Genomic DNA, 21129 nt, shown 5'->3' with positions numbered 1-21129 from the left:
CGCTGTCCTTCGATTCATCGTATTCAGGTCATGGACTTTATCCCGGGACGGTAAGGCGGCCTCTCCAGGTTCCCACTAGTCTCTTCCAGCCCATCTCTCTGTAACTCGTCTTGGTAGAACGATCAGAGCACCGCTGACCGGCGTTTGCCCGGGTGCACAGCAAGCCCCCTGCCCTACGAAGCCGCCAACTCGACACCAGTTGGAGCTTAACCGTTTCCGATGATCTTGCTCGCAAGCGCTGGGCCAGCGGTACCCAGGCTGGCGGAGCCGATAATGTCCCATGTCATGATTGTCGGGAGTGCAAGGGCGGACAGACGCTTCAGCATGGCGGATCTCCTACCCTTTTAAATGGGGTGGGCGTCTAACGGTTTGCAAGGCCATGGTTAGTCGGCATGAGGCCGGATTTCGTCAGAGACCGTCCGAAGATCCATCCTGTCGATCATTGCGGCTCGACGGTCTTCATGGGCTCGCACTTTCACGGCGATTTCCTCAAGGCTGCTTCGGCTCGATCCGTAGAAAACTATTCCGGCCAGCGTGGCTGCGATTCCGAGCACGAGAATGATAGCATCCGACCGGATTAGGCTCAGGGAAGCCGCCACGAACAGAAAGATGCCTAATCCGATAGCCGCCTTCGCCACGACCATGCTCTTCCGACACTGCTGCGCCGCGTCAGACAGGATGTCGATCTCAGCCTCGATATCGGCAATCTGCTGATGAAGGTCGGTCATCTTAGCGCATCCCAGGTCATTCGATCGGTTGCTTGTACATTGTTATATGTGACCTCGTTGACGCGGAAATAATAGATTGCTGCACCGACGCCGATAAGACGATTCCACGGCCGCACAGACGGATCGTCCCGGTGTTAATGTCGGCCCCGTCCAAGAACACCGTTCGACCGGTCCAAGCTCAATGGGAATTGGAAACGCAGCCATATCGCGTGGCCCATGATTTCTGATTGGGAGCAACGATGCTAGAGCATCGAACGCAAAAGTGGACGCCGGTTTCGCGGGGAAAGATGCTCAAAAGCATGGGCTTCCAACACCGGAGTGGGTTCGATCTCGCGTCCGATCCTGTAGTCGCTGATCGGCGGCGGATTCAGACCGCTGGGCCTGCGTTGGGATGTCCCGACGCCAAGTTTGCCATTCCGTCGCCGCTCACTCTTTATGGTTCGTTTCGCCACGGAGGCTTGGGTGGGCCACGAACCCGCCCTTCCTAGCGCGGGCACGCGTATCGCCCGGTGTCTCACCCCATCGGGCACGATAGCGCCTGTAGAACCATGATAGATCATTGAAGCCGTACTTGAAGGCGAGATCAGAAATGGGTTGGCGATTCTCCTCGCGGCTGTGGAGGGCCCGTGCGCAGGCCTCCAGACGGGCATCAAGAAGTGTCTCGCTGAATGTGCGTCCTGTCCCCTCGAAAAGCTTTTGGACGTAGCGTTCCGATACACCGAGATGTCGAGCAACCTTGCCGATCCCCAGCACTGGATCGGCCAGATTGGTTCTCATGAACGCCCGAGCGGTCTCCAATCGTGCTTGCCGGATACTGCTTTGGCCGCTCTCTACCGCGACAGAGGAGCATTTGAATGCGACTGCGATGAGATCGCATAAGACGCTGCTGGCCTTATCGGCTGTTCCCGGTGGCAGAGTAGGAGCCGCATGTGACAATGACTTCATATAGCCAGCAAGAAGGGCGCCGCCCCCCTCGCTCCCACCAAGCCGGACGGGAAGCCGAACGGCTGCGTCCAAATGCGAGACGAGGAATGCGTGCGGGAGGTGAAGGATGGTCGTTTTGAGACGAGATTCGATCGTAAAGCCGTCGCATGTTTCTGTCGTGTCGAACAGCAGCAGATCGCCGGGCCCTGCTTCGTACTCGGTGCCGTGATAGCAGCCACGCACCCGGCCTTCGCAAATCTGGTGCAGACAATAGGCAGCTTGCGGCGCGCGAGCGATCTCCAGAGAACTGCGGCCCAATTGATGCTCCGGGAGTTGTGCGAATGCCATCTGCACGCCACCCACATCGTGCATTGTGACCATAGCATCAAACGGACTGACATCCCGCCTTTCGGCCCACAGCCCAAACCAAGTCTCGCAAACGACTTCTCGCCAATAGGAAAACTGCTCCGCCGGGGTTGGGAGATTGCCGGTTTCGACCCTGATCGTCATTCTGTTGCAATCCCCAATGGTGCACGTAGATATACTTAACCTACCCGGACTGTCTTCCTATGTGACGAAGCGCACCGACCGTCGCAGTCAGAACTGCCTCTGGACCTGCCGGAGGCGTGAGTTCGCCACCGTCCAGTATCGAGTTCGTTCTACACCAAGACTGCCCTAACGACAGGTAATAACAGTCAAAGCTGTTAGACGCCACCTGCCAAGGTTGAGTCTAGCATCTCTATAGTCATCCCCGAGATAACTCGAAATGCCGATCATCGGACCAACTCAACTTTTGGGCGCAGGCACTTCCGCGAGCGACCAGGGATATAAGCTTGGCCGTGTGCGGTAAAGCACACCGCCTTCCCTTAGGGAATACTACAACTTCACCTTACGTCACAGACAGGCCTCGGATCGCCGAGCCTCTAGTCGTGACTTTGCTTCGAAGCAACGTATCGAATATTTGGAGGAAGAAGAGTGACACTATCGATTTGGAAGACCGAGACACCGGTGCGGCTGGGTGAGGATAGCGGAAACTCCGTATACCGCCCTGCCCTGGCCACGCTGCCGAACGGGGGCTATGTCATCGGATGGCGTGAAGGCAGTGCCCTCAAGCTCAAGGTCTTCGACGGCTCGGGGGATACCACCGGCACCGTCTATTATGTTGACCAGGCTGGCGCGGTATCGGCGCAGAACTACCTTGACATCCAGGCGGTCGGTAACGACGGGGGGTTCGCCGTCACGTGGAATGCCACGGCCACACATCCCAATTACGATCTCAAGACGCGGGTATTCACGCCCGATTCCAATGGCAACTTGACTGGCGGGGCCGTTCACACCGTCGGATCAGCATTCTCGACCAGCAGCGCCTCAAACGCGTCGATGACATCGCACGACAACGGATACGTCGCCACTTACATGCAAGGGACGAATGTCGTCTTTGCCGTATTGGATGCGAATGGCGCAAAGGTTGCCACGATCGACAGCGTTGATAACGGGTCTAACGTCAGAGCTCCGGAGACCACCCGGATCGGACAGAGCAAGTATGTCGTCTCTTATGTGAAGGGCGACAATGTCATGTACCAGATCATCGACACGTCCCAAGCTCAGCCAACAATCGTAGGAGCGTCAAAGTTGGCTGGGCCTGGCACGGTATCCGAGGTGGTAGGACTGAAGAATGCAGGCGGGGATCTCAATGGCCAGTTCGCCGTCGTCCGGCATATCGTCAACAGCAAGTTCCTTTTCGCCAGCTTCTACGACCAGGACGGAAATGTCATTCCGGGCACCCAGCCGGTCATGCTCACGGACGGCGCCTGGAACGAGGACGACTTCATGAGCGTCACGGCGCTGAGCGGCGGCCGGATTGCCGTTGCCTATGCCGGCGCCGGTCCCAACACGTCAGGCAATGGGTGGTATGATTGGACCGTCTTGAAGGTCGCCAGCCCGAACGGCGATGTTCAGACCCTCAACCTGAGCGGCAAAGGTGGGCAGGGCGAGCCGCGGATCATGGAGATGGCCGATGGTCGGCTTGCCGTAAGCTGGGTCGACTCGACCGTGGGTCAAAGCGACGTCAAGATGACAATTGTCGATCCGCGCACGGCAGCCGTCACTGTGAATGGCACTGCTGGCCGCGACGTCTATGCCGGGACTGAATACAACGGCAACGTCCTGAACGGCGCTGCGGGCAACGACAAACTCATCGGCGGGAAAGGTACCGACCAGATGAATGGCGGTATCGGTACCGACACGGTGTCCTACGAGAAATCGAATACCGCCGTTACCGTGAACCTCGCGACCAAACAGGGTTCCGGAGGGCATGCGGCCGGCGACGTCTACGACAGCATCGAGAATGCCATGGGCTCGGCCCACAACGATACGCTCATTGGCGACGCTGGCGACAACTATCTCTGGGGCCTGAGCGGCGACGACGCGCTTTTCGGCGGCGCCGGTGCCGACACCATGGATGGCGGAGGCGGCAACGATACCTACTACGTTACCGAGAGCGGCGACAAAGTTGTCGAGACCGCTGGAAACGGAACCGATACCATCGTTGCCAGCGTGAATTTTTCGCTGATGTCGTATGTGCATGTGGAAAACATCACGGCAGCGGCAGGCACGGCAAATCTCAGCCTGACCGGCAGCAATGTAGCCAACAAGATCACAGGCAATTCCGGCCGGAACACGCTGAAAGGTGAAGGCGGGAACGACGTGATCAACGGTGGGGCCGGTGCAGACACGATGTACGGAGGTGCGGGAAATGACACCTTTTACGTCGACAATACCGGCGACAAGGTGGTGGAGACCGCCAAAGGTGGGACAGACACCGTCTACACCAGCGTGAGCTTCATCAGCGGATCGAGTTACGAGATTGAGAAGATCATCGCCACGGGCAAGTCTTCGATCTCGCTCACCGGCAACAAATATGCCAACACGATCACCGGCAATGCCGGTGCCAACAAACTCTACGGAGGGTTGGGCAACGACGTGCTGAAAGGCGGAGCGGGCAAGGACACTTTCGTGTTCGACAGCAAGCCGAGCGCGAGCACGAACGTGGACAAGATCCTTGACTTCAAGTCGTCCGATGACGCGATCTGGCTCGATAACAAGTACTTCACCAAGCTGGGATCGGGTTCTGCCTCAAGCCCAAAGATGTTCAATTCGGACATGTTCGTGGTCGGCACCAAGGCTCAGGACAAGGAGGACCGGATCATCTACGACAAGAAGACGGGTTCACTCTACTACGATCCGGACGGCACCGGCTCAGCAGCCCAGGTGAAGATTGCTATCATCAGCAACAAGACGACACTCAGCTACCACGATTTCTTCGTCATCTGAGATCTCGTGATTCAAGCCGCGCTCTCCCCGATCCTGATTGGGGAGAGCCGAAGAAACTTACGATCAGTAGGTCTCATTGGGCTCCGCCGCGAACGGTTTGGCTCGGAGTTCCCGCCACTGTGAGGTCAGTTCAGAGGCAGAGGTTGGCGTGTTTGACGGCGAGCATTTTGATCAATCCGTGATACCGTCCTGCGTTTCCTGATATTTGGCTTACGATCTCGACCCTTCGACAGTTGCAAGAGATGGTGACTGAACGCGGCGTCTTCGTCCTCCACGCTGCCATCCATCGAGAATCCTGACGTATTCACTCCAGATAATCATGGAGCCAGCCTTAGCGACGATTGTCGAATGCTGGAAGATTCTCTCGGTATCGTGCCCGAATGGGCTTCATCAAGGGATGATCCGCAGTGGAGTCTAGAACACCGCGGATCAGAGCCCCCGGCAGCAGTTTTTCTCTTGGTTTCCCAAGGTACAGTGGGTCGCTAGCTCCACCCGACCACTGATATGGCGGATCCGCGTCTGTCTGGAAAGGGATCCGCGACCATCTCGCCACAGCGCCTCCGGTCATTGACCGGCTCCAGCTCTCAAGATAATGTTCTCTCTTCGTTCCAATCAAGGCCACTTGGCTCATGACTGCTCACTCGGCATCGCGCACGCTGTTCTTCTTCGAGAAGCCCTCGGCCATGCGTCAACTGCAGCGGTTCTTCAAATCGCCCAGCACGATCTGCGTCTCGGCCGAGGGGCACCTCCTGGCGGCCGAGGAGCCTGGGAATGTGCGGGGTGAATGGAAGGCGTGGCGTTTCGACACGCTCCCGATCATGCTCGAGCGCATTCCGGTCACCTACGGCACCAGCCGCTCGGGCCAATCGCACAAACCAAATGTCGAGGCGATCAAGCAGGCTCTTCAGGGCGTCGAGCGGGTGATCATTGCCACCGATCCGGGCCGGGAGGGCTCAATGATCGCCTGGGAGGTGCTTGAGCATCTTGGATATAGAGGCCGCGTGGACCGCCTCAAACTGGGCGCGCTCGACGAAGTCTCGATCCGGCGAGCCTTTGCGGTCATGGCCAAGGAACCGGATTCCGGCGAACGGGACTATGCCGCCTACCTTGAGGCCCTCTGCCGCCAGTATGAAGACTACCACCTGGGGCTCAACGGCACCCGCGCGATCTCCCTGCGGCTGCGCCCGCCTGCGTTCCGAGAGCCTTGGCGCTTTGGCGGCGTGCAGACGCCGACGCTCGCGATCCTGGCTGACTTGGAGAAGCGCATCCGCGACTTCGTCCCACAGGATTATTTCAAGATCGCTCTGGGCGTCACAACAGAGACTGGCGCCGAGATGACCCTGTGGCATGCGCCGAAGGACAAAATTCTCGACAAGCAGGTCGCTGAGACGATCCAGCAGGCAGCCGCCTCCTGGTCAGGGCCGCTTGGCGTCGAGCAGAAGGATGTGCGCCGGTCACCCCCTCGCCTGTTCTCTAAGGATACACTTGCCCGCCGTTGCGCCAAGCGGTTCGGCTGGGATCCGCAACATACGGCCAAACTCGCCCAGGACCTCTACGATCAGGGGTATCTAACCTATCCCCGCACCGAATCCGAGCACCTGCCTGAGAGCCAGACCGGTGATGCCCACGCGGTCATCGACAGCATCATTGGGGTCTTGTCCGAGCTTGCGAGCTTGGTGCCAGCCGCAAGCAATCTCGTCTTCCGCAAGGGCAACAAAGGCCACTACGTCAAGGATCCCGGCGAGCACCACGCCATTGTGCCGTTGCGCAAGGCACCCCAGTCGGGCAGCATCAGCGGAGATCATCTTCGCCTCTGGGATCTGGTGGCCAAGAGCTTCCTGGCAGCTCACCTGCCTGACGGTATCGATGCACGCACCACAATCGCTGTGCAGATCGCGACACCACTTGGCCCCAAACGATTTTCGATCAGCGGCAGCGTCATCAAGTCACCGGGCTGGCGCGCTGTCTATGGGGCCGAGGCCCATGAGGAGGCCGAGGCTGTTCCTGGCAAGGCCAAGCCCGACGAGGAGCCTACCATCGCGCGTCTGCCGCCGGTCCGCGACAACGAGCCCGGGAGGGCGACCGGTGCCCGGATCGAGACAGCTAAAACCGAGCCGCCGCGCCGGATCACCCGTGGCGAACTGCCGGTCGTCATGGGCCGCCTCATCGACCAGGTGGAAGACCCTGCCCTCAGGACGGCTCTGGAAAATCCGGTAAACCCGAACGAGCCCAAGGGGCTCGGAACAGCGGCAACGCGTGACACGATCCTGCCGAAGCTTCAGAAAAGCCAGTATGTTGATCTGCTGAAGGGCAAGGATCCTCCGATCCAGGTAACGGAAATCGGACTTGCATTCATTGCAGCCGTTCGCCGCGTTTTTCCCAGCTACGGTGACCCTGTCGGACGAGCGATGTTCGAGGCCGATTTGGCGGAGATTGGGCGTGCAGCGACACGGGGTGAGGCCCTTCGGCGAGCCGCATCCTATCAGGAGCGGACGCGCGCCCGCGTACAGGAGCTGATCGAAGCCATCGCGATGTCCCAGACCGTCGCCGTTGATCCGGGAGCGGTCCCAGCGCGGACTGCCCCGGCCGGGAAGTCGCCAACCAAGGCGATGGTTGACTTTGCCATGTCCCTTGCGGCCCGCAAGGGACTCAAGCTGCCGCGAGGTCTGAAGAGCAATGGTGCGATCTGCCGGGCCTTTCTCGACCAGCATGCGCCAGCACGATCATCCGAGGCGGGAGAGCACCAACCTCGGAGTGGCTCTCGCCCTCCGAGTGAAGCGATGGTGCGCTACGCACGGGGACTGATCGAAGAACACGGTTTGGAGTGTCCCCCAGATGTCATGACGGACTTTGCCGCCTGCAGGGCTTTCCTCGACGCACATGCCTCAAGCCCGGCGGCGAAAGCGGAGAACGCGAGTAAGATCACCGCCCGCAAGAACCGCTCAGCTGCAGCCCCGAGCGGTAATCCTGGCAAGCGCCGCGCTGGAACTCCCGCGACCAAGCGATCCACCGCAGCCAAGGGTCGATCGACCCGAGGCCATGCACGGGCACATCCCACGAATCCCACCCAGCCATCGCGATAAGCATCGCCCAACATGCGCGCCGAAAAGACCGAAACTGTGCATGGTCCAGATGTTACAGCATCGAATGCGGGAAGTGGGGACCGGTTTTGCGCGACATGATGCGCAACACCATGGACTGACAGCATCGAATGGGAATTCGATGTCACGTCCGATGCTGTAGGTGTAACCGACACTAAAAGTCTGACTCAAAGCCAGCCGATTCCTCTGAGGAGCTGACACCAAAAATCTACCCCAAGTTTCAGAGAAGGCAGTCACTCGAGGGTTCGCTTAACATCAAAGTCTGACTCGATAGGTATTGCAGCCTATCAGGGGAGCGATCGTCGGATTCCTGAGGCAAAGCGGACCTTCAAGGCGACCGGCTCTTGGCCTCCTTCTGACCCAGTGCCGACGTTTACTCTGGTGACCAAGCCGTTGACCGATCATTGGCTCAGAGCGGCACGCGCTGCGTCGGGTCGATGACTTGCTCTCGGCCCTGTCGTCTCGACCACTGCCGCAAAGATGTTCTTGAGCCTGTTGGCTTGCCGGAAATGACCGCGAACAGGTCCCGACGGCTATAGGCAATTGCCCCTTGTGCCCCACTCATCAGGATGATTGGGATCTGGGCCAATCCGGACAGGCCTTGATCGCCTGCGCCAGTTCCAGTCGGCTCATCAGACCCCACGAAGTCGTTCGTTCCCCAGGGCCAGCGCTTCTCTGTCCAGCACCTTCAATGCTTGATGCTGCCTCCGCTGACCACTTAGTCGACAGTCCATGCCGACAGTAACAGCTTGCATCCGCAATCATCAACGTATGTCATATCCTCCGGTCCAGCCTGAGGGGTACACGCCGTTCCTTAAGTATTGAGGTTGATCGAGCTGAATCGGAGGTGGAAGGTGCAAGCGGCTAAACATCATCGGGCCAATCGGCTCTTGGCTTCTTTGGACCCCGACGATTTCAGGTCCTTGGAACCGTTCTTGAGCATTGTCGAACTGCACCAAGGGCAGGTTCTCTACGAGGCTGGAGAGCCACTTCGCTATACCTACTTCCCTCACGATACGATCATAGCGCTTTGTAACATCATGCAGGACGGTCGTTCTGCCGAGATGGTTGTCTACGGTCGCGAGGGCGCAACGGGTCTCCTGAATTCACTCGTAAACCGCCAATCCTTCGGGCGTTACATTGTGCAGTTTGACGGTACAGCGTCACGGATCGAGATCGGAAAGCTGGAGGAAATCGTCATCACCCGCCCAGCCATTCATCAGATCATTCAGCGCTATTTGGAAGCGCTATCGTTGCGTACTCTCCAAAGTGTTGCCTGCAATGCCATTCACGATGTGGAAGCTCGCACCTGCCGGTGGATTCTCAGCACCTGCGTCAGGATTGATCAAGAGACCATTCCGCTAACGCATGAGCGGCTCGCAGAGGTAATAGGTGTTCAACGCTCCACGATGAGTGCCATCCTGAAAAAGCTCCAAGAGCGGGGTCTCATTCGGCAGATCAGGGGCGGGATTATCGTTACCGATCGGGCTGGCCTCGAAAGGGCAACGTGTGAATGCTACTGGAGGATTGGTGAAATGTTCAAACGAATCCTCCCTCACGCTCTGAAAGAGGGCTGGTATCGAGAAGACCGGCAGACAGAATAAACATATCACGACGATCCGTGAACGTATGATCGGTATAGCCTCCCTGCTGCTATTGTGGACGGCTCCCGCCGCACAGCACCGGCCAGCCCTGCCGCAGCATTCAACAGATTCCTTGCAAACGGGAGCCGTCCACACGTGGTAATTGTGAGACGTAAGCCAGAGGGCAGTAATCCTCGCGTGAACGGACGTTTCCCAAGGTCTGCGAATTTCACTGCCTGCGCCCAAGTCCATCTTCGCGGTCGGTCCAGAGCCCGCCGCATGGCTTCCAACTTCCACCAGGAGGAGGCGCAATCCACGCAGTACGGACGTGAATGAGCTCAGAGTTGATGGAGCGGCAGTTCGAGGGTGCAATGCAGGCCCGCGGGGTCGAAATCGAACCTGGCCACGCCCTGAAGATCCTTGGTCATGCTGCGTTCGATCAGGCGGGTGCCGAAACTGCGCTTGGCAGGTGGCTTGACAGTCGGTCCGCCGCTTTCGATCCAATCGATCCGGAGGACGTCCGGAGGGCCGGATTCAGGAGCGCTCCACCGCACGGTGACGAGACCCTGCCCGGTCGACAGGGCGCCGTACTTGGCGGCATTGGTGGTCAGCTCGTGCAGGACCAGGCTGAGGGCAAGGCCGATCCGGGGCTCCAGCGTGAGGTCCAGGCCGTCTAGCCGTACCCGCGTGGCGGAGCCATCGTCGTAGGGCTCCAGTTCCTGACAGACGATGTCACGCAGATTGACGCCCGTCCATGCCCGGCGTGTCAGCAGCTCGTGCGCCTTGCTCAGGGACAGGAGGCGAGCCTCGAAGTTCTCGGAGAAGATCTTCAGGTCCGGCGAGGTCCGGATGGTCTGTATTGCAATCGACTGCACGGTCGCGAGGGTGTTCTTCACCCGGTGGTTCAACTCGTCGATCAGCACCCTCTGATGCTCCTCCGCCTGCTTGCGCTCCGTGATGTCCACCAGCATGTTGACCGCACCGATGATTCGGCCCGAAGCATCACGCAGCGGTGTGGGGAAGGGAATGAACGGAACCCGGGTGCCGTCCGGGCGCTCAGCGATTGCTTCCTCACCGCGAATAGGGCGCCCCTCCTTCAGAGCGACAGCCATCGGGCATTGATCGTGCGGCAGCGGGGTCCCGTCCGGTGTGAAGAGGCGCCAGGTCACGCACCACTCATCACTGCCGAGGGTGGGCGTCCTTCCGGAGAAAGCGACGGCGGCCTGGTTGTAGTAGGTGATCCGGCCGTCGGCATCGGTGGTGTAGATCGCCGCCGGGAGCGCGTCGAGGAGTTCCCGAACGTGGCGCTCGCTCTCGCGCAGCCGCTCCTCTGCGCGGAGCCGTTCGGTCACGTCCTGAACCACGCGCACGCCATAGCGGAACCGCCCGTGCTGGTCGAGCACGGATGAGCTGAGAACATTCACGAAGACGATGCGGCCGTCCTTGCGCAGAAAGCGCTTCTGCGTTGAGTAATGGGCAATCTCGCCGCGCACCTGGCGCGCGTACCGCTCGGTATCGTCGTCCCGATCCTCAGGGTGGGTCAGATCAATGAAGGAACGTCCCAGAAGCTCTTCCGGAGCATATCCAATGATGACGGAAAGTGCGGCGTTGACACGGACGAAGCGCCCGGCAGCATCCATCTCGGCGATGCCGATGGGAGCCTTCTCGTAGGTCACGGCCAGCCGCTGCTGGCTCTCCCGCAGGGCCTCGTCGGCCCTATGCTGGTCGGTCACGTCGACGGTAAAACAGCGTGTGTTGCGGAACTCGCCATGGCGGAAATGCACGTTGGACGTGATCAGGACATGCCGGATCGAACCGTCCCTTGCCTTCAGGCGGGCCGGATACTTGTCCAGCTTCTCGCCCCGGGAGAGGCGCCGGAGAATGTCTTCGATCACGGGTGCGTCGGCATGGAATTCGGAGATTTTTCGTCCGATGTACTCGTCCGCCGTATAGCCGAGGAGTTCAAGCTCAGCCCGGTTCGCGCGCAGGATGGTTCCATCCGCGCCCACCAGGTGGAGCCCCACCGCCCCGTTCTCGAAGAAGTCCTCGAGATCCTGCCGGCTGTGGCGTAGCTCGGTCTCCATGGCCTTGCGGTCGGAGATGTCCTGAAAGCAGTTGATTGCCCCGAGAACGCCGCCTCGCTCGTCCAGCAGCGGCTCGATCTGGGCCAGAGCGATGCAGCGGCTTCCATCCGGCCGCTCGATCAGAACCTCAAGCCCGTGGGCAGGCTCGCCCGTGCGCAGGACCTGTGCCATCGGGGTGTCGGCGTGAGCAAGCGCGCGTCCATCCAGGTGGTAGAGGCGAAAGGAGCCGCAATAACGTTCGTTGGGTTCGCCCAGGCGTGGCGTGCGGCCCCACAGTTCGGCGGCCCGCCGATTGTAGCGCAGGATGGTTCCGTCCGCCGAGCAGACATACAGGGCTGTAGGCATGACATCCAGGATAGCCTGACTGACGGTGGCGAGCTCGTGAAGGCTGGACCGGGACAAAGGATTGCAGGAGGGAAGCGCGGCGACCATCATCGGGATTCATCTTCCTTTACGCCAACCACCTCTCGCAGAGGCAATCCGGGCAACCACCGCGACGCCTCGGCAGAATGATAGGCCTACTCGCGATGAGGGGCCATTGAAACCCTCGCCCTCAGGCCCGTGGTGAACAGCTACAAATAGGGCGTTCTCGGTCGATTTCGACAGCCCGTCAAGATTATCGTCCCTGGAATGGAGATCTCCGGAAATGGCACTGAGGCTAACCAGAGCCAAGGTTTAGCATCCGAGCGGAAAGCAATCCGCAGTCGCGATCAAAGCCGACCTCGACCCAACCCGAACGTTCTGGGCACAATCGCTGCCACCCACGAAGGTCCGGTAGTGGCACGGGGCTGTCCTTATTCGAATTTCCGCAGTGGCGCCGAAGAGCGGACATTCAAGTGCTCCCGCACTCGGCTCTGTTTGAGCCCGGACCGACTTTCCGACGCCTCTGTTATGACAAGCTGGAAATAACTGAGCCCTTAACCCGCTGGTGCGCTCCCGTCTGTTCAGTTGCATGAGCCTCAAAGCTGCACCAGAACCATGCCGCTATCCCACGCACGCTGTACATGGTATTCTTTCATGTTCGGAGCTGACTTGGAGCCCTGCCCGGAGCAGAAGGCGCCGGCTATCATGCTGAGAGGAGCTACCGATGATTGCTCGCCTCTACATATCAGGAGTCGTATTGACGGTCGTGTTTGCTCTAGCGCCGGCTGCGATGGCGCAACAGCAAGGGACTACTTCAGGCCCGGCGGTAGGCACTGCTGTGGAGCCCAGTACGGCCACCCAGAAGCAGGATTCTGCAAATCCAACCCAATCCGTCGGAGAGCAGGCCAAAGAGGGGGCGACTGCGGTCGGGGATCCAGGTGTGACTGCTGAGCCCGGCACACAGGGAGGGCCGCCTCCGCTAACTCCGAAACCCTCGGCAGCAGGTGAGCAGGCCAAAGAGGCTGCCCCTGCAGTGGGAGCACCGGGTGTGACCGCTCAGCCAGGCACACAAGGAGGTCCTCCCCCACCTTCGAAATCAAAGTAGGCAGGTTCAGCGATCGGTGTGCTGGCCTGCCAAGTCGCGAATGTGCTCTGGGGCTTGAGCGTCCCCTTCATCTTCGCGCTGGGCTACGGGAGCGCGGTTTCGGAGATCCCGCGCAGCGTCCTATGGGGATCATGCCGACCGTGCAGAGGTAATCGCCACGACAGCGTGGTCATCTTCTTCACCAAAAAGCGGCGGAGAGCGACGAAGTCGCCGGGGACGTGAACGGCTATAACCTGACGCTTGCCATTGTGCAGGAGACGGTAGCTTACGGCGAAGCCCGATAGGAAAAACGGATAAAAGCACGGCATTCGGTAGCAAAAGCCGCCAGACTTGATTGAGACTGTCTGGTAGCTTCTCGAAAAGTGCCAAGCGCGGTGACGTGCGCCTCTCTTGTTGTAACACTAGAGCAACGGCGGTTCCCGGCTTACGGTGTCCCATACCTCGTCGTTCTGCGCCACGAGGAGGCCAGGCTGGCGATTGGAGGGACGGTATCTGGAGCCGTCGAGGCGGGCGACACACCCGCCAGCCTCCGACACGAGCAACGCGCCAGGGGCGTGATCCCAAGGCAGCAGCCGCCAGAACATCACGAAGTGCTGATTTCCTGTTGCAACGGCAGGGTAGTCTACTCCTGCGCATCTCGCGCCTGGCAGAATGGCAGAGAACCGCGAAGAGTTTGCGGTCACTTGATCTTTCATCTGCTCGGGCAGGAACCGAGTGAGAACCGCCCCCCGACAAGAGGCGGCGTTCGGAAAGGTCGTCTCCGTTTGGATGCGAGCCCCGTCGATGAAGGCCCCAGAGCCAAGGGAGGCAACCGCGAGATGGTCATTGACGGGATTGAGGAGCCAGCCAGCTACAATTTGCCCATGGCGCAGCAAAGCAACCATAACCGAGAACTCAGGTGAACCAGCAACGAAATTCGCCGTTCCGTCGAGTGGATCGACAAGCCAGACATCGCCTTCATCAAGTTCATCCATCAAGGCTGGTGTTTCTGCGGCCGCTTCTTCCCCGACCACCCGTGATCCGGGCAGGAGCGACATCAACCGGGGCGTGATGATCCGCTCTGCTTCACGATCCGCGATGGTGACCACCTCTCCTGGTGTTTTCTCCTCAACCTGACCCGCATGCAGATTCTGGAAACGGGGAAGAACTGCCTCGGCAGAGGCTTGTCGCAATACGGCAGAAACCTCGTCGATCAATCCAGAGTGCATAGGCCCCCTCTAACGTGTTTATGACTTTCGGGCGGCAGAAATACTCACGAAAACAGGATGCCCTTCAAAGACTTACTAGAGATTGGTGGCTTGTGCTACCGAATGCCGTAAAAGCAGGGCTCAGGATCGGTCCTTCAGGAAAACGGCTGCTGATCCCCTTGGAGCATCGGATTCACTCCCAAAAGTGGAGTCCACTTTTCACGTCCGATGCTCTAACGGTCGACTGAAGAAGAACCCTGAAGCAAGCCTGAACGGCGCCTCTTGGTACCCCTGAGACCTTTCACCAGTCGGGATATGAGCGTTGAGCAGACGTTTACGGATGCTGATACAAGGATAAAATGGTCTCTCAGCATGCGAGGCCTCGGGATCTCTGTTCATGGTTTACGATGCCCGTTCCAGAGTTGAGTCAGACTTCTGCGCGTTTGAGTGAGCCTTATAGGCATTCGGGCATAGGTTATATTCTCGGTCATTTTCCGCCGGTGTCCCCGTACCTGTATGCGTATACATCGATTGAGGCTTCATGCCCGCGAAGCCATTCGATTCCAAGATGTTGCCATGTGTGCCGGTCCAAAGGCTCATGAGCTTCTGCTAGGACTCGCTTGGAGGCGATGAGCATCTCGTTGCGGTGCTTGGCGAAGCTTTCGAGCCGTGCCGCAACATTGACCGCGTCCCCGAGCACGGTGAACTCAAGGCGTGCCTCCTCGCCGACGACACCGCAGAAGCACTCTCCGGTGTGGAGCCCCATGGCGACCGTCAACGGCGCCGCCGGAGGCCGGTTCCTGTTCCACTCGGCGATGGCGCTGACCAGGCTCTTGGCACAGGCAAGTGCCCGACAGGCGTCGTCCGGTTGAGGGTCGGGCACGCCAAAGACGATCAGGGCCCCATCGCCAGCGAATTTTTCAATGAGACCGCCATGCTCGTGGACACCCCGCGTGATGCGTCGGCGGAAACGCGTCAAAAAATCCGCGACCTGCTCCGGTAGCATGCGCTCGGTCAGATGGGTCGAATTCCGCAGATCGACGAACAGGATGGTGCATTGCTGACTTATGCCACGACGAAGACGTGACTCAGGGCGGGTGAGCTCCGGAACAACTTCGGTTGGCAGGAAACGCGTCAGGATCGATCGCTCGCGCTGCTCTGTCAGGGCGCGCACGAGCAATCGGCGCTCCCTCTGAACCACGAGCGTGAGGCAGAGCCCGACAAGAATGAAGATGCTGGCGCGAACCGCATTGGCGGGAAGATCCGCGAAACGTGCGTAGCCAGGCGGCAAAGGAGGAGCCAGGAGTGAAACCCCAGCCCAAAACGCGACCGCCAAGCTCCCCAGAACCAAGGATACGGCCGTGCCCGCGACGATCGCCGGCCGATAACGCATGGCGTTGAAAGCAAGGACCAGCGGGGCAGCCCAAGCAGAGGCCAAGAGAAAGATATTATTGCCGCTGAGCCGGTTACGGAGAACACCTTCGGCAATCGCTGCAATCGTGATGGCGACATCCAGGGAGGCAAAAGCCCAGCCCATTGTCGGACGGTAGCGCCGCATCCGGATCAGCGTAAGGGCCGCGAGCGAGGTCAGGGAGAAGCCGCCGATCATGAAAAGCGAAGGCACTGGGGGCCTGAGCGTGCGAATGCCCGCACCGATCCCCAAAGCGACATAGCTGGCAACCAGGAACGAGGCGAGCAGAAGCGCAACGGTAAGCCGAAGCCAGGCAATCATCCATTCCGCCTGAATCTCGGCCTCGAAAAGGAGTTGACTGGCAATCTTGTCATTGACTTCCAATCCAGCAGCGTAGCTTGTGGGAACATGCGATGCTGACGCGCTATCGGTTTCGGCCTGGGATTTTCGTGGCGAGGTCACGATCATGCAGGTTAACGCGGTCGCCTCTTCGCGAGGTTGCGAATTACTGTCGCAAAGCGTTCGGTGCGTTCGATAATCGGGCTCGGGACAGTAGATCGCGACGCTATGTCTCCGGCCAGCGCGGATCGGCCGGGCGGATGATACGAGATCCAGTTATGCCGAGACGATGTGATCGAGGCACTCGTTTGGCTGTCTCTCACGTAATGTAAGTAATCTCAAACGATGTGCCGCATTCTTCACTCAAGTCTCAGTAAAACGACCGATCGGCAGAGGTCACCGGTCATATTATGAGGTGCAAAGTGATACTGGCATCCCTTATGACGATCTAAGACAAGATCTTATGGCGAGATTTGTAGCATGCACATCAGCCAAACAAACTATCTACCGCTCTCCGGCCCATTCTTTCTCTCTCTCTTTGGGCTTCTGTCACTCGTTTTCATTCTCGTTCAGATCGGAGCTCTGCAATTCGCGTACCGCCGGATGGGGCTTCATCCGGGCGCCGCTTGGTTATTGCTTCTGGGCTCTCTCCTGGGGAGCTATGTCAATGTGCCCATCGTGCACCTGCCCGAACAGCAGGTCGTGTCCGGTCAGGTGATCGACTTCTTTGGCATGAAATACGTTGTTCCGATTGTGGTCGACTGGCCTGGCACCATCATTGCCGTGAATGTCGGCGGCGCGTTGATCCCTAGTCTGACGTCTATCTATCTTGCTTCAAGAAATCGGATCTGGTTGCTCGCAGCGATTTGCGTCGTGGGTGTTGCAGGGGTCTGTCACACGCTTGCGCAGCCCGTTCGCGGACTGGGGATCGCACTACCAGTCTTCGTGCCAGCGCTTTCCAGCGCGATCATTGCACTGTTGCTGTCGCGCCGCCATGCGGCTCCACTTGCCTATATCGGCGGCAGCTTGGGCGCTCTGATCGGCGCGGATCTTCTCAACCTGGATAAGGTTCAAGGTCTCGGTGCGCCGATCGTGTCGATCGGTGGCGCGGGAACGTTCGACGGAGTTTTCGTGACAGGTGTGATCGCTGTTCTGCTAGCCAGTCTCACGGGCGCACGTGGACCGGATGGGCGGCATTCGGGCGCGGCCACCTGACAATGTCCAGGCGATGCCCGATATCGAGATCAGACCTTCGCCTGAGCCCATGACGCGGCCATATCGATAATCGTGGACTGCTCAACCTGACGCGTCCTGCCCGATCTGGATCTTGGTGTCTGAAACGAACTCATAGGGCGGGATCGGCAGGTTGAGCGGGGCGGGGCCGCGTCGGACGCGACCGGACGTGTCGTACAAGGACCCGTGGCATGGACAGAACCAGCCATCGTATGGCCCCTGGTGGCCAAGCGGGACACAGCCAAGGTGCGTGCAATTTCCAAATACGATAAGCCATTCCGCATGGCCGGGTTTGACCCGTTCCTGATCGGTCTGTGGATCGATAAGTTCCGACAGAGGCGTCGCGCGTGCTTCCGCGATTTCGTTTTCGTTGCGATGGCGCACGAAAACCAACTTTCCGCGCCAGAATACCTTGACGATCTGCCCGATCGCAATGGGTGCCAAATCGACGTCGACAGGCGCGCCTGCGGCAATGGTCGAGGCGTCAGGTGCCAATGACGAGATGAACGGCCAGATTGTTGCCGCTGTCCCAACGGCGGCTGCCGCCCCTGTCGCCACGAACAGAAAGTCTCGGCGGGTGGGTGTCGCGACGGATGTCACGCGGGTCTCCGACATGGTGCGGTCTTATGCGGCTCGAGTCGGCAGATTTCCGTGCAAAAGCCAGGCTTCGACGATGGAAATGATCGCCACGACGATGCCAACTCCTATATGGACCCACATTGCATTGCGCACGTCGGTGAATCCGAGAACCCACGGTGCGATCAGTGTCCACAGCCCGACAACGGCGCTGCACCATTCCTCCCACTCCTGCAGTGCGCCGAGGGCAGCCACTGCCAATGCAGCAATGAGAACGCCACAAACCCAAGCATTCCAGGATGCCGCCTGGTTCTCGCGAAAGCCAAGGATCCAAGGTGAGATAAAGAGAAAAATGGCCAGGAGTACGTTGACGATGTTCATGACCGTCAGTTGAGACGAATTCTTCAGCATTGGTGGAACTCCCTTCCAAAGTGCAGCTGCAGGCCAGCCCTCCAGGGGCAAGAGGTCACGATCTGGAGCATCGAACGCGGGAAGCGGGCACCGGTTCTGCGTGAAAGGATGCTCGAGACCATAGACTGACAGCATCGGAGGTTCGGTTGCACGTCCGATGCTGTAGGTCAGGCAATCCATCGACGACGGTCCCTCCTCCTGCATCTCGGTTCATTCATTGACCTCAAAGCGGCTCGTGGACAGCGCCGCCCTGGGGCATCCGGTGATGACTGCGTTCAACGGGCGCATATTCGCGCTCATCCGGCGCTCGCGAGGCATTCGCCCTACAATAGAGCCTCGTAAATCCTGCTGGCATCGCTCAGATCCGGGTAATCGGCTGCCGTACACTCAGGCGGACCTTGGAGACATGAGGACCAGGGGTCCGGTCCGCCATCGACCCTCCTCTCAAGAGGTGCGATGCGACGGTCGATCGCCGGCCGCATCACGTGATGGTTCCCATAAACCGGGGCCGCATATGCCATTGGTACAGCGCTCAAGACGACCGCGGCGGTAACGGGAGGGACCGTTCGGCTCCCCTCCGTGAATTTCACTGTAAGCGGGATGACTTAAAGGCAAATTAGGAGGGGTCGGATTGTTCCCTCATTTGGAAGCTAGGAACCTTAAACTTCGAGAATGATGGCTTCTCACACCGCCCCTTCTCTCTCAACTGCCTCGATGAGTGCGGCGATACCGTTCGGACCGATAATCTCGTGCTACGTGAAAAGCGGGGAGGTCACGAGAATGGAATCGCCCGACGCCAACAGTCCCTGGGGGCGGATTAGGACAACCCGAGTCACTGATTTGTCCCGGCACAGAAGGTGTTCCTGACAAGGACCGGGAGCACTTCTCGCTTTTGGGATCCCCCTTAGCGCATGTTTCCCGTATGCCCGAGCGAGTAGCGCCCGGGCTGCGGCCAGACGGTGAGGCCGTGCGGGCTCTCGCCGACCCGAACGGTCCTCGTCTCGCCAGTTGAGGTGTCGATCGCGTAGACTACGCCATCGTAGCGGCCGGACAGCCAGAGCCGCGTTCCGTCCGCACTGACATTGCCCATATCCGGGCTGCCACCGCCAGGGATCGGCCAAGTGGCCTCGACCCTGCGGGCCGCGAAGTCGATCACCGAAACGCTGCCTGGCCCATGGGGCGGCCCGTCGGTCCTGTGAGAACCCCGGTTTGCCACGTAGAGCTTCGTGCCATCCCGGCTCGGGTAAAGACCGTGCGTGCCGGGGCCCGTGGGGATAAATCCGGTTTCGGTGAGGGATCCGCCATCCACCAGGAACACGCCATCGGCCCGCATGTCGGCCACGTAGAAGACCTTTCCGTCAGGCGAGATCCGGATGTCCTGGGGCATGCCCCCCTTCGAGAGCCTCAGGGAGCCGTCCACCGCACCCTTGACGAGATCGATCTTGACGAGGCTGCCGCCAAACTCGCAGGTGAAGATGGCGTAGCGCCCATCGATGGAGAAATCGGCATGATTAATCCCCGCGCATTGCGGAACCGGCAGGCTGTGCTGCAGCGCCATCGTCCTCGGATCGCGGAATTCCAGCCGCCGATAGGCTTCGGCGACAACGATGGCCGAGCGGCCGTCTGGCATGAAGTACATGTTGTAGGCATCGGGTACCGGGATCGGGCGGCCCGGCTGGCCCGTGACAGGGTCGATCGGCAGGAGGCTGCCTTGCCCGTGTCGGCGATCCGCGCTGTTGGTCACCCACAATGTCCTGAGGTCCCAGGAGGGTACCACGTGCTGCGGGCTTGGCCCCGCCCTGAAACGGCCCACGATCTTGAGGGTTTCGGGATCGATCACGTCGACATTGCCGGACTTCACGTTGGGCACGTAAACCCTTGGCAGGGCCGAAGCCGCGGCCGGGCTCAGCTGGCCGGCCGCAGCTTCGCCGTAGAGATTATCCGGGTCGATTAAAGGCGGCATCCCTGGCCAGACGTCAATGGCGGCCGGTTCGTTCGCGTGCTGGGCCCATGCTCCTTGCGGTGCACAGAGCAGCAGCGCCATCAGGCAGGGGGCTATCCGATCGGATCGGTTCTGACGGGACATGATGCACTCCGACAAAATCCAGAATGGCCGGCGGGAATCGGCACGCCTCATCTCCACACCATAGGATAGAAATGCGCGGTCGGAACTGGCCGCCCAGGCCCTTGCTGTCCCTGGGAGAGGATTGGGGCTCCGTCTCGTTCGAGTCATCAGTCCGGATACGGCGCTCGCCATACCCCTAGGCGTCATCGAAGGCGACCGTCTCGCCGAGCCGGACACGCTCGTAGATCGGCTCGTTGATGTGCCAGACCTCGGGCCAGCAGTCGCGGGTGGGCTGGCCCAGTCCGGCCGGATGCTTGAGGCCCATGATTTGGGCATAGCCATCGTTGTAGACCTGGATGAGCTGGGCCCCCAGAGGATGATCATGAGGAAGCCGTTCGGGAGGATCAGGTCGACGGCGCTCTTGAGGCTCTGCGGCCACGTCTCCAGCGGTCCGAGCGGCGTTGCCGCCCAGTCGTGTCTCTGGATGCGCCGGGACATCTCGCCCGTGCCGGTGGGCCAATCCCCCGGCTACGCGGAGGTAAGGCTCGCGGTGAAGGTCTCGTCCATGGGATGCCTCCACGTCCCGTGAATACATAATCCTCCGCCAGGACGGCAAGGAAGGAGTCCTATGCTGGGAACCCTCTGCCCGCCGGTCCGACGCAGAATCCCAGGTCGGCGGACAAGGA

Annotated in this window: 13 protein-coding genes; 5 read left to right on the top strand and 8 right to left on the bottom strand. The window is 59.8% G+C overall.

Going from position 1 to position 21129, the window contains the following annotated elements:
* Positions 1-383 precede the first annotated feature (383 nt).
* Together AB8841_RS03585 and AB8841_RS03580 are read right to left on the bottom strand one after the other, a co-directional pair.
* Positions 384-728: a hypothetical protein gene (locus AB8841_RS03585; protein WP_370434488.1), complete on the bottom strand. Its 345-nt coding sequence runs from the start codon at positions 726-728 to the stop codon at positions 384-386.
* A 426-nt stretch (positions 729-1154) separates the two neighbouring features.
* Positions 1155-2162: an AraC family transcriptional regulator gene (locus AB8841_RS03580; RefSeq protein WP_370434487.1), complete on the bottom strand. Its 1008-nt coding sequence runs from the start codon at positions 2160-2162 to the stop codon at positions 1155-1157.
* 498 nt (positions 2163-2660) lie between these two features.
* Here AB8841_RS03580 and AB8841_RS03575 point away from each other — a divergent pair, with 498 nt between their 5' ends.
* From AB8841_RS03575 to AB8841_RS03565, 3 genes are all read left to right on the top strand, one after another.
* Entirely contained in the window at positions 2661-4985 is a 2325-nt protein-coding gene (locus tag AB8841_RS03575; protein WP_370434486.1) for a calcium-binding protein, read from the top strand.
* A gap of 629 nt (positions 4986-5614) precedes the next feature.
* Entirely contained in the window at positions 5615-8068 is a 2454-nt protein-coding gene (locus AB8841_RS03570) for a type IA DNA topoisomerase (RefSeq protein ID WP_370434485.1), read from the top strand.
* Positions 8069-9021: 953 nt separating this feature from the next.
* Entirely contained in the window at positions 9022-9690 is a 669-nt protein-coding gene (locus tag AB8841_RS03565) for a Crp/Fnr family transcriptional regulator (RefSeq protein ID WP_370434484.1), read from the top strand.
* 317 nt (positions 9691-10007) lie between these two features.
* Here AB8841_RS03565 and AB8841_RS03560 read toward each other — a convergent pair whose 3' ends face one another.
* The 3 genes from AB8841_RS03560 to AB8841_RS03550 form a co-directional block, all read right to left on the bottom strand.
* Complete coding sequence (locus AB8841_RS03560; RefSeq protein WP_370434483.1) at positions 10008-12188, bottom strand: PAS domain S-box protein; 2181 nt, start codon at positions 12186-12188, stop codon at positions 10008-10010.
* 1434 nt (positions 12189-13622) lie between these two features.
* Positions 13623-14417, bottom strand: coding sequence for an inositol monophosphatase (locus tag AB8841_RS03555; RefSeq protein WP_370434482.1), 795 nt, complete (start codon positions 14415-14417; stop codon positions 13623-13625).
* A 478-nt stretch (positions 14418-14895) separates the two neighbouring features.
* Positions 14896-16140 carry an adenylate/guanylate cyclase domain-containing protein gene (locus tag AB8841_RS03550; RefSeq protein ID WP_370434481.1) on the bottom strand — a complete coding sequence of 415 codons (1245 nt, stop codon included), beginning with the start codon at positions 16138-16140 and terminating at the stop codon, positions 14896-14898.
* 498 nt (positions 16141-16638) lie between these two features.
* Between AB8841_RS03550 and AB8841_RS03545 the strand changes: the two genes are divergently transcribed.
* The gene (locus AB8841_RS03545) at positions 16639-17373 is read left to right on the top strand and encodes a DUF1614 domain-containing protein (RefSeq protein WP_370434480.1); all 735 of its coding nucleotides are present in this window, start codon (positions 16639-16641) and stop codon (positions 17371-17373) included.
* 81 nt (positions 17374-17454) lie between these two features.
* Here AB8841_RS03545 and petA read toward each other — a convergent pair whose 3' ends face one another.
* The 3 genes from petA to AB8841_RS03530 form a co-directional block, all read right to left on the bottom strand.
* Positions 17455-18006, bottom strand: a complete 552-nt coding sequence (petA, locus tag AB8841_RS03540) for a ubiquinol-cytochrome c reductase iron-sulfur subunit (protein ID WP_370434479.1) — start codon at positions 18004-18006, stop codon at positions 17455-17457.
* Positions 18007-18015: 9 nt separating this feature from the next.
* The gene (locus AB8841_RS03535; protein ID WP_370434478.1) at positions 18016-18378 is read right to left on the bottom strand and encodes an SPW repeat protein; all 363 of its coding nucleotides are present in this window, start codon (positions 18376-18378) and stop codon (positions 18016-18018) included.
* A gap of 904 nt (positions 18379-19282) precedes the next feature.
* Positions 19283-20464 (bottom strand): YncE family protein, encoded by a 1182-nt coding sequence (locus AB8841_RS03530; RefSeq protein ID WP_370434477.1) that lies wholly within the window; start codon positions 20462-20464, stop codon positions 19283-19285.
* Positions 20465-20585: 121 nt separating this feature from the next.
* Between AB8841_RS03530 and AB8841_RS03525 the strand changes: the two genes are divergently transcribed.
* Positions 20586-21032 carry a hypothetical protein gene (locus AB8841_RS03525; RefSeq protein ID WP_370434476.1) on the top strand — a complete coding sequence of 149 codons (447 nt, stop codon included), beginning with the start codon at positions 20586-20588 and terminating at the stop codon, positions 21030-21032.
* Positions 21033-21129: the final 97 nt, after the last annotated feature.

This window comes from Microvirga sp. TS319, from assembly GCF_041276405.1.
Taxonomy (GTDB): domain Bacteria; phylum Pseudomonadota; class Alphaproteobacteria; order Rhizobiales; family Beijerinckiaceae; genus Microvirga.
Note: the sequence above shows the minus strand (reverse complement) of the source record. Positions and strands in the feature narration are given on the sequence as shown.

Bases quoted from the DNA above. Each gene is read 5' to 3' on its own strand.
- AB8841_RS03585 (WP_370434488.1), bottom strand. From the start codon at position 728: ATGACCGACCTTCATCAGCAGATTGCCGATATCGAGGCTGAGATCGAC.
- AB8841_RS03580 (WP_370434487.1), bottom strand. From the start codon at position 2,162: ATGACGATCAGGGTCGAAACCGGCAATCTCCCAACCCCGGCGGAGCAG.
- AB8841_RS03570 (WP_370434485.1), top strand. From the start codon at position 5,615: ATGACTGCTCACTCGGCATCGCGCACGCTGTTCTTCTTCGAGAAGCCC.
- AB8841_RS03560 (WP_370434483.1), bottom strand. From the start codon at position 12,188: ATGATGGTCGCCGCGCTTCCCTCCTGCAATCCTTTGTCCCGGTCCAGC.
- AB8841_RS03550 (WP_370434481.1), bottom strand. From the start codon at position 16,140: ATGATTGCCTGGCTTCGGCTTACCGTTGCGCTTCTGCTCGCCTCGTTC.
- AB8841_RS03545 (WP_370434480.1), top strand. From the start codon at position 16,639: ATGCACATCAGCCAAACAAACTATCTACCGCTCTCCGGCCCATTCTTT.
- petA (WP_370434479.1), bottom strand. From the start codon at position 18,006: ATGTCGGAGACCCGCGTGACATCCGTCGCGACACCCACCCGCCGAGAC.
- AB8841_RS03535 (WP_370434478.1), bottom strand. From the start codon at position 18,378: ATGCTGAAGAATTCGTCTCAACTGACGGTCATGAACATCGTCAACGTA.
- AB8841_RS03530 (WP_370434477.1), bottom strand. From the start codon at position 20,464: ATGTCCCGTCAGAACCGATCCGATCGGATAGCCCCCTGCCTGATGGCG.